The sequence below is a fragment of the Pseudomonas sp. NPDC087614 genome (assembly GCF_044743485.1).
GTDB classification, from domain to species: Bacteria; Pseudomonadota; Gammaproteobacteria; order Pseudomonadales; family Pseudomonadaceae; genus Aquipseudomonas; species Aquipseudomonas baetica_A.
This window is the reverse complement of the sequence record NZ_JBIUWN010000028.1, coordinates 33902-47706: the sequence shown is the minus strand read 5'-3', so window position 1 is coordinate 47706 and position 13805 is coordinate 33902. Positions and strand designations below refer to the sequence as shown.

The following is a 13805-nucleotide window of genomic DNA, read 5'->3' as shown; positions in this document are numbered from 1 at the left end:
GCGAAGAGGTCGGCACATTCAACATCAATGTCGCCTGACCCACCGCTTTCGCGAGCAAGCCCGCTCCCACAGGAATATCAACTGTCCAACGCTTTGTACTTTTCGCGCAGGTGGTTACGAATCCACACCGCCGACAGGTTCAACGTGGCGATCACCAACACCAGCAACAGCGCCGTGGCGTACACCAGCGGGCGGGCCGCTTCGACGTTCGGGCTCTGAAAGCCGACGTCATAAATGTGGAAGCCCAAGTGCATGATCTTCTGATCCAGGTGCAGGTACGGGTAGTTGCCGTCAACCGGCAGCGACGGCGCCAGTTTCACCACACCCACCAGCATCAGCGGCGCCACTTCACCAGCGGCGCGAGCCACGGCGAGGATCATGCCGGTCATCATGGCCGGGCTGGCCATGGGCAGAACGATCTTCCACAAGGTTTCAGCCTTGGTCGCGCCAAGCGCCAGCGAGCCTTCGCGCACCGTGCGTGGAATCCGCGCCAGCCCTTCTTCGGTCGCCACGATCACCACCGGCACTGCCAGCAGCGCCAGGGTCAACGAAGCCCAGAGCAGGCCCGGCGTACCGAAGGTCGGTGCCGGCAGCGCTTCGGGGAAGAACAAGCGGTCAACCGAGCCACCCAGTACATAAACAAAGAAGCCCAGACCAAACACGCCGTAAACGATCGCCGGTACGCCGGCGAGGTTGTTCACCGCGATACGGATGATCCGCGTCAGGGCGTTCTGCTTGGCGTATTCACGCAGGTACACCGCCGCCAACACGCCGAACGGAGTCACGATCATCGCCATGATGAGGGTCATCATCACGGTGCCGAAAATCGCCGGGAAAATCCCGCCTTCGGTGTTCGCTTCACGCGGATCTTCCGACAGGAATTCCCAGACCTTGGCGAAGTAGAAGCGGATTTTGGTGAACGTACCCATCGCGTTCGGCTGGTAGGCATGAACCACTTTGCCCAGACCGATTTCAATCTCTTTGCCGTTGGCATCGCGAGCAGTCAAGGCATCACGGTTGAACTGGGCATGCAGATCGGACAGGCGTGCTTCAACGTCCTGATAACGAGCGTTAAGTTCGGCGCGCTCGGATTCCATGTCCGCTTGTGCGGTGGCGTCGAGTTTGCCTTCCAGTTCCAGTTTGCGGCCGTGCAGACGGATGCGCTCCAACCCTGCGTTGATCGCGCCGATGTCAGTCTTTTCCAGCGACTTCAGTTGCTTGGCAAGCCCGCTCACGCGGTCGATCCGCGCCTGCAGCTCAGGCCATGCAGCCTCGCCCTCGGCGATCACCTTGCCGTCCTGTTTGACGTTGACCAGGTAGCCGTAGAAATTGCCCCACTCACGACGCTCGATCGCCATCAGCTCCGGCGGCGACGTCTGGTTGGTCAGCCACTCGCCGACGATCCAGGTGAAGTCGTTGCCGTTCAGATCACGGTTACCGACCTTGATCAGCTCACGGGTCATGAACTCCGGGCCCTGATCAGGCACCGGCAAACCAGCGCTCTTGAGGCGGGCTCGCGGCACTTCTTCTTTCTGCACCACTTCGCCGATGACCAGGTGATTGGCCTGGCCCGGCACGTCGTAGTTGGCACGGATCAGATCCGCCGGCCAGAAGTGACCCAGACCGCGCACGGCAATCACCGCCAGCAGGCCAATGGTCATGATGACCGCGATGGACACCGCGCCACCGCTGATCCAGACGCCAGGGGCGCCGCTCTTGAACCATCCATTCAGGGAGTTCTGTTTCACAGACTTCTACCTTTGCTTAAAGCGACGAGTATTTCTTGCGCAGACGCTGACGAATCAGTTCTGCCAGGGTGTTCATGATGAAGGTGAACAACAACAGCACCAGCGCCGAGAGGAACAGCACGCGGTAGTGGCTGCCGCCGACTTCCGACTCCGGCATTTCCACTGCCACGTTGGCCGCCAGCGTACGCAGACCTTCGAACAGGTTCAGTTCCATGACCGGGGTGTTACCGGTGGCCATCAGCACGATCATGGTTTCCCCGACCGCACGGCCCATGCCGATCATCAATGCCGAGAAAATGCCCGGGCTTGCGGTGAGGATCACTACACGGGTCATGGTCTGCCACGGTGTGGCACCCAGCGCCAGCGAGCCAAGGGTCAAGCCGCGCGGCACGCTGAACACGGCGTCTTCAGCAATCGAGTAAATGTTCGGGATCACCGCGAACCCCATGGCCAGACCGACCACCAGTGCGTTGCGCTGGTCGTAGGTGATGCCCAGGTCGTGGGAAATCCACATGCGCATGTCACCGCCAAAGAACCAGTTCTCCATGAACGGGCTCATGTACAGCGACAGCCAGCCCACAAACAGGATCACCGGAATCAGCAGCGCACTTTCCCAGCCGTCCGGCACTTTCAGGCGGATGGCTTCAGGCAGACGGCTGAAGGTGAACCCGGCCACCAGAATGCCGATCGGTAGCAGCATCAGCAGGCTGAAGATGCCCGGTAGATGCCCTTCCACATACGGGGCGAGAAACAGACCGGCGAAGAAACCGAGGATCACCGTCGGCATCGCTTCCATCAGCTCGATCACCGGCTTGACCTTGCGGCGCAAGCTCGGGGCCATGAAGTACGCGGTGTAGATCGCAGCAGCAACGGCCAGCGGTGCCGCCAGCAGCATGGCGTAGAACGCCGCCTTGAGCGTACCGAAGGTCAGTGGCGCCAGGCTCATCTTGGGTTCGAAATCAGTGTTGGCGGCGGTCGATTGCCAGACGTATTTAGGCTCGTCGTAGTTTTCGTACCAGACCTTGCTCCACAACGCGCTCCAGGACACCTCCGGGTGCGGGTTGTCGAGCAGCAGCGGTTGCAGCTTGCCGCCCGCTTCGACCATCACACGGTTGGCGCGAGGCGACAGACCGAACAGGCCCTGGCCGTCGACCACCTGATCGACCAGCAGAGTGCGGTGTGCGGTGCTGTGGAACACGCCGAGCTTGCCGCTGGCATCCAGGGCGAGAAAGCCCTTGCGACGCTCTTCAGCGGTGATTTCAACGATCGGTGCGGTGCCCATCTGGAAGGTGCGAATCTGCTTAAGGCGCAGTTCACCGTCGGTGTCGCGGGCCATGAACCACTGGGCCAGACCGCCATTGGAATCACCGACGATCAGCGAAATACCGCCCACCAACTGGGCCGTCGCGGTCACTTGGGCATCGCCGTTTTCCAGCAGTTTGTAACGACCATTGAGACTCTTGTCGCGCAGGCTGAACACGTCGGCCTGGGCACGCCCGTTGACCACGTACAGCCACTGCTGTCGCGGGTCGACGAATATGTTTTTCACCGGTTCGGTCATCTGCGGCAGATCGATACGCTTCTGCTCGTTGGTGACTTCGCCGGTCATCATGTTTTCTTCGCTGGTCAGCGACAGCACATTGAGTTGCGAACCGGTGGAGCCGACCAGCATCAAGGTCGAATCGGAGGCATTGAGGCTGACGTGCTCCAGCGCACCGCCGCTTTCGTTCAGCGCGATCGGCGTGTCGCCATAGGGATATTCGATGGCTGGGGTGATGGTTTTCTTGCCATCGGGGTAGCTGACTTTATAGGTGTGGCGGAACACCAGCACCTGGCCGTTTGACAGGCCCACGGCGACCAGCGGATGACCTGGCTGGTCTTTGGCGATGGACGTCACCGTTGCACCTGCCGGCACCGGCAGATCGACACGCTTCAACTCAGCGCCACTGTCGATATCGAAGAACAGCGCCTGACCTTTGTCGGAAACGCGCATGGCCACCTTATTCTGCTCTTCGAGCGAAATCATCAGTGGCTTGCCAGCGTCCTGCATCCAGGCTGGGGTGATTGCATCTTTCGCGGTCAGGTCGGCACCTTTGAACAGCGGGGCAACCACATAAGCGAGGAAGAAGAAAATCAGCGTGATGGCCGCCAGCACTGCCAGGCCGCCAATCAGGACGTACCAGCGAGTGAGGCGATCCTTGAGTGCGCGAATACGGCGCTTGCGTTGCAGCTCAGGCGTATTGAAATCAATGCGCTTGGGAGGGGAAGTCGTAGTCATTGTGGAGTTGGCCAGATCATTCATGCGCTCACCCTAGCGATCCTGTATGACAGAAAGATGACAATGCAGTGACGCACCAAATCCACCCCCAGCGGGTACTGGAGGCGGATCGAAAATTTGAGGTGTGTAAAAGGCCGGTCTGCGGGCAGATCCGGCCTTTCACTTGAGCCCGGTGGGGTTCACCCCGGGCTCAATTTGTTACTTCTTGGCGACAGCGCCGCCTTCTTGCAGACCCAGGTCAGCCAGTGCTTTTGCAGCAACCTTGGCCGGCAGCGGGATGTAACCGTCTTTCACAACCACTTCCTGGCCTTGTTTGGACAGCACCAGTTTCACGAACTCAGCTTCCAGCGGGGCCAAAGGCTTGTTCGGGGCTTTGTTGACGTAAACGTAGAGGAAACGCGACAGCGGATACTTGCCGTTCAGGGCGTTTTCTTCACTGTCTTCGATGAAGTCAGTGCTGCCTTTCTTGGCCAGGGCTACGGTTTTCACGCTAGCGGTTTTGTAGCCGATGCCCGAGTAACCGATGCCGTTCAGCGAGGAGCTGATCGACTGCACGACCGAAGCCGAGCCTGGTTGTTCGTTGACGTTTGGCTTGTAGTCGCCTTTGCACAGGGCTTCTTCTTTGAAGTAGCCGTAGGTGCCGGATACCGAGTTACGACCGAACAGTTGCACTGGCTTGTTGGCCAGGTCGCCGGTCACACCCAGGTCGCCCCAGGTTTTGACGTCGGCTTTGGCGCCGCACAGACGGGTAGACGAGAAGATCGCGTCAACCTGTTCCATGGTCAGGTGCTGGATCGGGTTGTCCTTGTGAACGAAGACCGCCAGGGCATCCACAGCAACCGGGATAGCGGTTGGCTTGTAGCCGTACTTCTGCTCGAAGGCAGCCAGTTCGGTGTCCTTCATCTTGCGGCTCATAGGGCCCAGGTTCGAAGTCCCTTCAGTCAGCGCAGGTGGCGCTGTAGCGGAACCGGCAGCCTGAATCTGGATGTTGACGTTCGGGTATTCTTTTTTGTAGTTCTCAGCCCAGAGGGTCATGAGGTTAGCCAGGGTATCGGAGCCAACGCTGGACAGGTTGCCCGAGACACCGGTGACTTTGCTGTACGCCGGAATTGCCGGGTCAACGCCAGCGGCTACCGCGTGGGCAGTCGCTACGCCAGCAGCGACAAAAGTCATTGCCGCCATCAAACGCTTCAGTTTCATGCCTTACTCCTAGCAGATAGGGGGTGTTAAGTCGGGGCCAAGTATCAGCAGGCCGTGTGAACACTCTATGGCTGAAATATGACAATTGGATGAAAGGCCAGCATTGGTTTTTTAGTGAGTGATTCGCGGCGCCCCATTCGCGAGCAAGCCCGCTCCCACACTTTGAAATGCATTCCAAATGTGGGAGCGGCGGTGCGACTTGCTCGCGAAGGCGTCAGAACAATCGATGAAGTGTCGGGATCAGCGGCCCTTCTTCCAGAGCCACGCGCCCACCACAATCCCCACCGCGCAGAGCACCACCACATAATAAGCCGGGCCCATCGCGCTTTCTTTCAGCAGCAGGCTGACCACCATCGGCGTCAGACCACCGAAGATCGCGTACGCCACGTTGTACGAGAACGACAGGCCACTGAAGCGCACCGCCGGCGGGAACGCTTTGACCATCACATAGGGCACCGCACCGATGGTGCCGACCAGCAATCCGGTCAACGCGTACAGCGGGAACAACCAGTCAGGGTGATCCGCGAGGCTGTGATAGAAGGTCCAGGAGCTGACCAACAAGCCCAGGCAACCGAAGACAAACACACGGCCGGCGCCAAAACGATCCGCCAGGGCGCCGGAAATGATGCAACCGATGCTCAGGAACACGATGGCCAGGCTGTTCGATTGCAACGCTGTGGTCGGCGAGAAGTGATAGACCGTTTGCAGTACGGTCGGGGTCATCAGGATCACCACGACGACCCCGGCGGACAACAGCCAGGTCAGCAGCATCGAGATTGCAATCGCCCCGCGATGATCACGCAGCACCGCACGCAATGGCACTTCTTCGGCCAACGCCTTGCGCAGTTGCAGCTCGGCGAACACCGGGGTTTCGTGCAGCCAGCGACGCAGGTAAACCGAGAACAGGCCGAACACGCCACCGAGCAGGAACGGAATCCGCCAGGCGTAATCCGCGACTTCCACGGGCGTATAAAGGCTGTTGATCGCGGTGGCGACCAGCGAACCGAGCAGGATGCCGGCGGTCAAGCCGCTGGTCAGGGTGCCGCAGGCATAGCCGATGTGCTTTTGCGGCACGTGTTCGGAAACGAAGACCCACGCCCCAGGCACCTCACCGCCAATCGCCGCGCCTTGAATCACGCGCATCAGCAGCAACAGGATCGGCGCCCACAAGCCGATTTGCGCGTAGGTTGGCAGGAGGCCCATGATCAGGGTCGGCACAGCCATCATGAATATGCTCAGGGTGAACATCTTCTTGCGACCCAACAGATCGCCGAAATGCGCCATGACGATGCCGCCCAACGGCCGCGCCAGGTAGCCGGCGGCGAAGATGCCGAAGGTCTGCATCAGGCGCAGCCACTCTGGCATGTCGGCGGGGAAGAACAGTTTGCCGACCACGGTGGCAAAGAAAACGAAGATGATGAAATCGTAGAACTCCAGCGCGCCCCCCAGGGCAGACAACGACAGAGTCTTGTAATCATTGCGGGTCAACGGTCGTGCGGGTTGCTCGGACTGCGCGAGGCTCGAAGGCGCTGTGGTCATGGCAAGGGCTTCTCTTATTAGGCGGATCTACCGCCACAACAACGCTGGCTGTGGCTTGAGCAGGTTCGGCACCATAGCAAATTGTTCGAAAAAGCACATAGAGGTGCGTATTTGGCGGTCAAAATCAGAACCGGATGGTCGTCGCGGAGTCTACCGACCGATATACTCGCAACCTTGCTCCGGTTTGTAGGGGGTTGCTGTGCGAAAACGTCGTTGGTCCGCCCTTTGCTTGGGAGCAGCCGATTTCGCAGAGTTTCCCTTTTAGTTGCCTGATGGAAAACGTGACGAACGCAATATGTTCGGTGCTGAATCGTTTTTCCTGAAGACGGCTACCACCCGCAATACCCACAAAGAGTCACGGGTCAGAGGCCCCTCGGCATGATAGAGCTCGAACAAGAAGATCCGATCCCGCAGGGCGATCTGGCCCTGCAAATCACCGCGCTACCGCGTGAAACCAATGGCTTTGGCGATATTTTCGGCGGCTGGCTGGTCGCGCAAATGGACCTGGCCGGCACCGCAATGGCCAGCCGTGTGGCCGGTGGCCGCGTCGCGACCGTCGCCATTGATCGCATGGCGTTCCTGGTGCCAGTGGCCGTTGGCGCGCAATTGTCCTTTTATACACAGACCCTGGAAATCGGCCGCAGCTCGATCCAGATGATGGTCGAAGTGTGGAGCGACGATCCGCTGTCCAGCGAATGGCGTAAAGTCACCGAAGCGGTGTTCGTCTTCGTCGCTATCGACGGCAGCGGTCGCACCCGTTCGGTACCTCCACGCGCACGCTAAACCTCACGACCGTTCTACGGTCGATAGTTGTCCCTGTTTCTGATCGAGAGCTGTCCCATGAACCCGCCCAACGTTGAAGCCGTGAAACTGGATGAACTGAACTGCTGGCGCATTCGCCACGGTCAGGCCGAAGTGCTGGTGGCCCAGCAAGGCGCACACATCCTCAGTTATCAGATCGACGGCCAGCCGCCGATCATCTGGCTCAACGACAAGGCTGACTTCAAGACGGGCAAGAGCATCCGCGCAGGTGTGCCGGTGTGCTGGCCGTGGTTCGGAAAATTCGAACGCAATCCGCAGAGCGTGCAGGCCATGTACACCGGTGAGCAACCGGCACCCGCGCACGGTCTGGTGCGGGCGATGGATTGGGCGTTGGGCGGCATCGAATCGGAGGCAGACGGCGTCAAGGTCGAGTTCAAGCTGCCCTACACCGAAGGTGGCCTGCCGGGCTGGCCGCATGAGGTCGACCTGACCCTGACCCTGCATTTGTCCGAGCAACTGAGCTTCAGCCTGACCAGCCACAACCGTGGCAGTGACCCCGTCAGCCTGAGTCAGGCGCTGCACACCTATTTCGCCGTCAGTGATGTGCGCAATGTGCACGTCGATGGCGTGGATAGCTTGAATTACATCGAGACGCTGGATGACTGGAAGACCCTCAGCCAGCAAGGCGATCTGCATTTTGCCGGTGAGACCGACCGCATCTACCTCGACGCTCCGCCGCAACTGAGCATCGTCGACCCGGCCTGGGAACGGCGTATTGTGCTGACCGCTACAGGTTCGCGCACGGCGGTGATCTGGAACCCGTGGATCGACCGCGCAGCGGCGTTGGCGGACATGGACAACGATGGCTGGCAGCGCATGCTGTGCATCGAGACGGCGAATGTGATGGATGACATCGTGAGCCTGGCGCCGGGCGCGAGCCACACCATGGGCGTCAGTGTCGGCAGCCAACCGCTTTAAGCTACACCCGATAAAACTGTGGGAGCGAGCTTGCTCGCGAAAGCGTCGTATCAGTCAACTTCAATGTGACTGAGAGATAGCATTCGCGAGCAAGCTCGCTCCCACAATTGTTTTGTATAGGTCCTACAGATCAGATTCCTGCACCACCCGCACCTTGTCCGCTTCCAGCGCATACGCGGCGTCAGCCAGATCATTGCTGACCTTCTCGATCTTCAGCGTGCCGGTCACCCACAGCGGCGTATAGATGTCATCGAGCTTCAGACCTTTGGGGTAGCGCACCAGCAACAGTTGATTCGGCGGCGGTGGCGGCACATGGATGCAGGCGCCCGGATATGGCACAAGGAAGAACAGCGTACTGCGACCCTTGGCGTCGGACTCAAGCGGCACCGGGTATCCGCCAATGCGGATGTGTTTGCCATTCATCGCCGCCACAGTCTTGGTCGAATACATCACCGCCGGCAGACCCTTGGCCTGTTTCATGCCGCCCTTCTCGGTGAAGGTGCCAGTGGCTTCGGGGGAGTTATGGTCGATTTCGGGCATGGCCTCAAGGGCCTTTTGATCCGACTTGGGCATCAGTTCCAGCCAGTCGGTTTCCGGCAGTTCGCCGGCGTGGGCCAAACCACTGCCCAGGAAAAGGAGAGTCAACAGAAGACGGCGCATGAAGGTGCTCGGAAAAAGAAAGGAATGAATCGCCGAGCATTCTAGCCCTCCCTGCCGGTTTGGCAGAGAGGGCTTTGTCGCCTGGATCAGTTCTTTTTGATCAGGCCGTAGATCACCAGCAACACGATCGCGCCGACCAGCGCGCCGAAGAACCCTGCGCCCTGACCTGCCTGATAGATGCCCAAAGCCTGGCCGCCGTAGGTGGCTGCCAGCGAACCGCCGATACCGAGCAGGATGGTCATGATCCAGCCCATGCTGTCATCGCCCGGTTTCAGGAACCGCGCCAGCAGGCCGACGATCAAGCCGATAAAGATGGTTCCGATAATTCCCATGGCACTTCCCTCTTGATGGTCAATATGCGAAGCCTAGTCAGACTTGCGCATCCTGCCATGAGAGAACGGCGGCCCCTGAATGGTTCCGCCGCTGCCACATGAAACTGTTTTACTCGGCGATCAGCGCTTGGACCTTGACGATCTGCGCCTGGAGCGTGGCCATGTCGGCGCAACGCAGGTTGGCGTGACCGACCTTGCGCCCAGCCTTGAACGCCTTGCCGTAGTGATGCAGGTGGCAATCTTCGATGGCGATGACTTTCTCCACCGGCGGTACGACACCGATGAAGTTGAGCATCGCGCTCTCGCCGACTTTAGCGGTCGACCCCAGCGGCAGGCCGGCAACGGCGCGCAGGTGGTTTTCGAACTGGCTGCACTCGGCGCCTTCGGTGGTCCAGTGCCCGGAGTTGTGCACGCGCGGGGCGATTTCGTTGGCCTTCAGGCCACCGTCGACTTCAAAGAACTCGAACGCCATCACGCCGACGTAATCCAGTTGCTTGAGCACGCGGCTGGAATAGTCTTCGGCCAGCGCTTGCAACGGGTGATCGGTGCTGGCAACGGACAGCTTGAGGATGCCGCTGTCGTGGGTGTTGTGCACCAACGGGTAGAACCTGGTTTCGCCATCGCGAGCGCGCACGGCGATCAGCGAGACTTCACCGGTGAACGGCACGAAGCCTTCCAGCAAACAGGCGACGCTACCGAGTTCGGCGAAAGTGCCGACCACATCTTCAGGCTTGCGCAGGACTTTCTGGCCCTTGCCGTCGTAACCCAGCGTGCGGGTTTTCAGCACGGCCGGCAGACCGATGGACGCGACGGCGGCGTCCAGATCGGCTTGCGATTGGATGTCGGCGAAGGCTGGGGTTGGAATCCCCAGATCCTTGAACATGCTCTTCTCGAACCAGCGGTCGCGAGCAATGCGCAGGGCTTCAGCGCTCGGGTAGACCGGCACGAATTGCGAGAGGAACGCTACGGTTTCAGCCGGGACGCTTTCGAACTCGAAGGTCACCAGATCGACTTCATCGGCCAACTGGCGCAGATGATCCTGATCGCCGTAATCGGCCCGCAGGTGTTCACCCAACGCCGCGGCGCAAGCGTCCGGCGCAGGGTCGAGAAAAGCGAAGTTCATGCCCAGCGGAGTCCCCGCCAGGGCCAACATGCGACCCAACTGGCCGCCACCGATTACACCGATCTTCATCTCAACAACCTCAGGCAATACGTGGGTCTGGATTGTCCAGGACGCTGTCTGTCTGCTCGGCACGGAAGGTTTTCAGTACCGCGTGGAACTGTGGATGCTTGGCGCCAAGGATGCTCGCCGAGAGCAGGGCCGCGTTGATCGCGCCTGCTTTGCCGATGGCCAGAGTGGCGACCGGAATACCGGCGGGCATCTGCACGATCGACAGCAGCGAATCGACGCCCGAGAGCATGGCCGACTGCACCGGAACGCCCAGTACCGGCAGGTGGGTCTTGGCCGCACACATGCCTGGCAAGTGAGCTGCGCCACCGGCACCGGCGATAATCACCTCGATGCCGCGGCTTTCAGCCTCTTCGGCGTACTGGAACAGCAAATCCGGGGTGCGGTGGGCAGAGACCACTTTGACCTCGTACGGGATGCCGAGCTTTTCCAGCATATCGGCGGTGTGGCTAAGGGTGGACCAATCGGACTTGGAGCCCATGATCACGCCAACCAGTGCACTCATCGTCGCGCCTCTTCTCTCTGGGCGCCCGCAGGCGCGTCAAAAACAACAAGCCACGCAGAATGCGTGGCTTGTTGTAGGAAAAATGACCGGACGTACCGGCCGAAGGCCGCGCAGTATACCGCAAAGAAGCCAATAAACAGCCCCCTGGGCGACCATCTGTCAAATGACGCAAAGGCCCGTTTTTATTGACTTGAAGGTCAGCGCCGCAACACCACAAATCCCCCTCCCACCATTGGATCGGCGGTGAGTCAGGACGCTTGTGCAGCGCCGCCTTCGAGCTTGCGCCAGAGCAACCGTACATTGGCCTTGCGCACCAGTGCGCAGCGATACAGGCGAATTTCCAGCGGTACATGCCACTGCGCACCGCCGCAAACGACGAGCTCGCCCCGGGCCAGTTCGGCCCGCACGCTCAGTTGCGGCACCCAGGCGATTCCCAGACCTTCCAGGGCCATGCTTTTCAGGCTGTCGGCCATGGCCGTTTCGTAAATAGTGGTGAAACGTAGTTGGCGCTGGCGCAACAAGCCGTTTACCGAACGCCCGAGAAACGCCCCGGCGCTATAAGCGAGCAACGGTACGCTGGCATCGCCTTCCAGATCGAACAACGGTTTGCCATCGGCATCCGCCGCGCACACCGGGAGCATCTCCGTCTGGCCCAGATGCAGCGACGGGAAGATTTCCGGGTCCATCTGCATCGCCGCGTCCGGGTCGTAGAACGCCAGCATCAAATCGCAGCCCCCTTCACGCAACGCATGCACAGCGTCGCCGACGTTGGTCGCCACCAACCGCGTGGCAATGTTCAGCCCTTCGTTGCGTAACTGCGCGATCCAGCGCGGAAAGAAGCCCAACGCCAGCGAGTGAGCGGCAGCAACCTGCATCACCTCGCCCTGCCCGCCTTCCAGGTGATGCAAATGGCGCAGCACTTCGCCGAGTTGTTCAACCACGGTACGCGCGGTCACCAGAAACAACTGCCCCGCCGCTGTCAGCTCGACCGGCGTGCGCGAGCGATTGACCAACGTCAGCCCCAGCGCCGCCTCGAGGCTGCGGATCCGTCGACTGAAGGCCGGCTGGGTCACGAAGCGCCGCTCGGCGGCCTGCGAGAAGCTGCGGGTGGCGGCCAGAGCACTGAAGTCCTCAAGCCATTTGCTTTCCAGATTCATCACGTCCTCCCGGACACGCACCAAAACAGGTCACACGTCTGCCGCGCACGCGGCGTCACACCGGCATTATGCCGAATGTGCATAGGCCAGTGCTGAACAGCATTGGCCCAAAATTTCCCACAAGCCTAGCATTCGCAGCGTTCCGGCACAGACCGGGTCCATATTGAGATGATTTCTATCATGTCCTCCGCTGCATCTTTCCGCACAGAAAACGACCTGCTTGGCGCCCTCGAAGTACCGGCTCAAGCGTATTACGGCATCCAGACCCTGCGAGCGGTGAACAACTTCCGCCTCTCGGGCGTTCCGATTTCGCATTACCCGAAACTGGTTGTCGGTCTGGCGATGGTCAAACAGGCCGCCGCTGACGCCAACCGTGAACTGGGTCATCTGAGCGAAGCCAAGCACGCTGCCATCAGCGAAGCCTGTGCCCGATTGATCCGCGGTGATTTCCACGAAGAGTTCGTGGTCGACATGATTCAAGGTGGCGCCGGCACTTCCACCAACATGAACGCCAACGAAGTGATCGCCAACATTGCGCTCGAAGCAATGGGTCACCAGAAAGGCGAGTACCAGTACCTGCACCCCAACGATGACGTGAACATGGCGCAGTCGACCAACGACGCCTACCCGACCGCGATCCGTCTGGGTCTGCTGCTGGGCCACGACTCGCTGCTGGCCAGCCTCGACAGCCTGATCAAGGCATTCGCAGCCAAGGGTGAAGAATTCAACCACGTCCTGAAAATGGGCCGCACCCAACTGCAAGACGCCGTGCCGATGACCCTCGGCCAGGAATTCCGTGCCTTCGCCACCACCATGGGCGAAGACCTGGCCCGACTGAAGACGCTGGCCCCGGAACTGCTGACTGAAGTGAACCTGGGCGGTACCGCCATTGGTACCGGCATCAACGCCGACCCACGCTATCAGGCCCTGGCTGTCCAGCGTCTGGCGCTGATCAGCGGTCAACCGCTGGTGCCAGCCGCCGACCTGATCGAAGCCACCTCCGACATGGGCGCCTTCGTGCTGTTCTCCGGCATGCTCAAGCGCACCGCGGTCAAGCTGTCGAAGATCTGCAACGACCTGCGCCTGCTGTCCAGCGGACCGCGTACCGGCATCAATGAAATCAACCTGCCGGCGCGTCAGCCAGGCAGTTCGATCATGCCCGGCAAGGTCAACCCGGTGATTCCGGAAGCCGTTAACCAGGTGGCTTTCCAGGTCATCGGTAACGACTTGGCGCTGACCATGGCAGCCGAAGGCGGCCAACTGCAACTGAACGTGATGGAGCCGCTGATCGCCTTCAAGATCCTCGACTCGATCCGCCTGCTGCAGCGGGGGCGGGGGAATTGGGGCGGGGCCAGGGAGATGGGGGGGGGGGGGGGGGGGAATGGGTTAGGCCCGCCAGATAACTGGGAGGGGGGCCGCGGCGGGGTGGGAGGGGGGAGGTTAATGGGGGACGGGCG

Annotated in this window: 12 protein-coding genes; 3 read left to right on the top strand and 9 right to left on the bottom strand. The window is 60.4% G+C overall.

Features of this window, described 5'->3' with window-relative positions:
• Positions 1 to 77 precede the first annotated feature (77 nt).
• The 4 genes from pstA to ACIOWA_RS13005 all read right to left on the bottom strand — a co-directional run bounded on the left by pstA (position 78) and on the right by ACIOWA_RS13005 (position 6765).
• Positions 78 to 1748, bottom strand: a complete 1671-nt coding sequence (gene pstA, locus ACIOWA_RS13020) for a phosphate ABC transporter permease PstA (protein WP_339431512.1) — start codon at positions 1746 to 1748, stop codon at positions 78 to 80.
• A 16-nt stretch (positions 1749 to 1764) separates the two neighbouring features.
• Positions 1765 to 4050, bottom strand: a complete 2286-nt coding sequence (locus tag ACIOWA_RS13015) for an ABC transporter permease subunit (protein ID WP_339465172.1) — start codon at positions 4048 to 4050, stop codon at positions 1765 to 1767.
• Positions 4051 to 4224: 174 nt separating this feature from the next.
• Positions 4225 to 5226 (bottom strand): phosphate ABC transporter substrate-binding protein PstS, encoded by a 1002-nt coding sequence (locus tag ACIOWA_RS13010; RefSeq protein WP_221731903.1) that lies wholly within the window; start codon positions 5224 to 5226, stop codon positions 4225 to 4227.
• A gap of 240 nt (positions 5227 to 5466) precedes the next feature.
• The gene (locus ACIOWA_RS13005; protein WP_339431511.1) at positions 5467 to 6765 is read right to left on the bottom strand and encodes an MFS transporter; all 1299 of its coding nucleotides are present in this window, start codon (positions 6763 to 6765) and stop codon (positions 5467 to 5469) included.
• A gap of 378 nt (positions 6766 to 7143) precedes the next feature.
• On the opposite strand from ACIOWA_RS13005, the gene ACIOWA_RS13000 reads away from it, so the two are divergent.
• Together ACIOWA_RS13000 and ACIOWA_RS12995 are read left to right on the top strand one after the other, a co-directional pair.
• The gene (locus ACIOWA_RS13000; protein WP_003229628.1) at positions 7144 to 7548 is read left to right on the top strand and encodes an acyl-CoA thioesterase; all 405 of its coding nucleotides are present in this window, start codon (positions 7144 to 7146) and stop codon (positions 7546 to 7548) included.
• Between the two features lie 57 nt (positions 7549 to 7605).
• Positions 7606 to 8505, top strand: coding sequence for a D-hexose-6-phosphate mutarotase (locus ACIOWA_RS12995; RefSeq protein ID WP_401160136.1), 900 nt, complete (start codon positions 7606 to 7608; stop codon positions 8503 to 8505).
• 123 nt (positions 8506 to 8628) lie between these two features.
• Here the strand turns inward: ACIOWA_RS12995 and ACIOWA_RS12990 are convergent, their stop codons facing one another.
• The 5 genes from ACIOWA_RS12990 to ACIOWA_RS12970 form a co-directional block, all read right to left on the bottom strand.
• Positions 8629 to 9165 (bottom strand): DUF3299 domain-containing protein, encoded by a 537-nt coding sequence (locus tag ACIOWA_RS12990; RefSeq protein WP_221731900.1) that lies wholly within the window; start codon positions 9163 to 9165, stop codon positions 8629 to 8631.
• Positions 9166 to 9251: 86 nt separating this feature from the next.
• Entirely contained in the window at positions 9252 to 9497 is a 246-nt protein-coding gene (locus ACIOWA_RS12985) for a GlsB/YeaQ/YmgE family stress response membrane protein (RefSeq protein ID WP_217829170.1), read from the bottom strand.
• Between the two features lie 109 nt (positions 9498 to 9606).
• Complete coding sequence (locus ACIOWA_RS12980) at positions 9607 to 10689, bottom strand: 5-(carboxyamino)imidazole ribonucleotide synthase (protein ID WP_221731899.1); 1083 nt, start codon at positions 10687 to 10689, stop codon at positions 9607 to 9609.
• Positions 10690 to 10699: 10 nt separating this feature from the next.
• Entirely contained in the window at positions 10700 to 11191 is a 492-nt protein-coding gene (purE, locus tag ACIOWA_RS12975; RefSeq protein ID WP_007920220.1) for a 5-(carboxyamino)imidazole ribonucleotide mutase, read from the bottom strand.
• A 248-nt stretch (positions 11192 to 11439) separates the two neighbouring features.
• On the bottom strand, positions 11440 to 12348 hold the full coding sequence (locus tag ACIOWA_RS12970; protein WP_305440537.1) for a LysR substrate-binding domain-containing protein: 909 nt from the start codon (positions 12346 to 12348) through the stop codon (positions 11440 to 11442).
• Positions 12349 to 12528: 180 nt separating this feature from the next.
• Here ACIOWA_RS12970 and ACIOWA_RS12965 point away from each other — a divergent pair.
• Positions 12529 to 13805: aspartate ammonia-lyase (locus ACIOWA_RS12965; RefSeq protein WP_401160133.1), on the top strand; the 1277-nt coding region annotated here is incomplete at its 3' end.

Bases quoted from the DNA above. Each gene is read 5' to 3' on its own strand.
- ACIOWA_RS13015 (WP_339465172.1), bottom strand. From the start codon at position 4,050: ATGAATGATCTGGCCAACTCCACAATGACTACGACTTCCCCTCCCAAG.
- ACIOWA_RS13010 (WP_221731903.1), bottom strand. From the start codon at position 5,226: ATGAAACTGAAGCGTTTGATGGCGGCAATGACTTTTGTCGCTGCTGGC.
- ACIOWA_RS13005 (WP_339431511.1), bottom strand. From the start codon at position 6,765: ATGACCACAGCGCCTTCGAGCCTCGCGCAGTCCGAGCAACCCGCACGA.
- ACIOWA_RS13000 (WP_003229628.1), top strand. From the start codon at position 7,144: ATGATAGAGCTCGAACAAGAAGATCCGATCCCGCAGGGCGATCTGGCC.
- ACIOWA_RS12995 (WP_401160136.1), top strand. From the start codon at position 7,606: ATGAACCCGCCCAACGTTGAAGCCGTGAAACTGGATGAACTGAACTGC.
- ACIOWA_RS12990 (WP_221731900.1), bottom strand. From the start codon at position 9,165: ATGCGCCGTCTTCTGTTGACTCTCCTTTTCCTGGGCAGTGGTTTGGCC.
- ACIOWA_RS12985 (WP_217829170.1), bottom strand. From the start codon at position 9,497: ATGGGAATTATCGGAACCATCTTTATCGGCTTGATCGTCGGCCTGCTG.
- ACIOWA_RS12980 (WP_221731899.1), bottom strand. From the start codon at position 10,689: ATGAAGATCGGTGTAATCGGTGGCGGCCAGTTGGGTCGCATGTTGGCC.
- purE (WP_007920220.1), bottom strand. From the start codon at position 11,191: ATGAGTGCACTGGTTGGCGTGATCATGGGCTCCAAGTCCGATTGGTCC.
- ACIOWA_RS12970 (WP_305440537.1), bottom strand. From the start codon at position 12,348: ATGAATCTGGAAAGCAAATGGCTTGAGGACTTCAGTGCTCTGGCCGCC.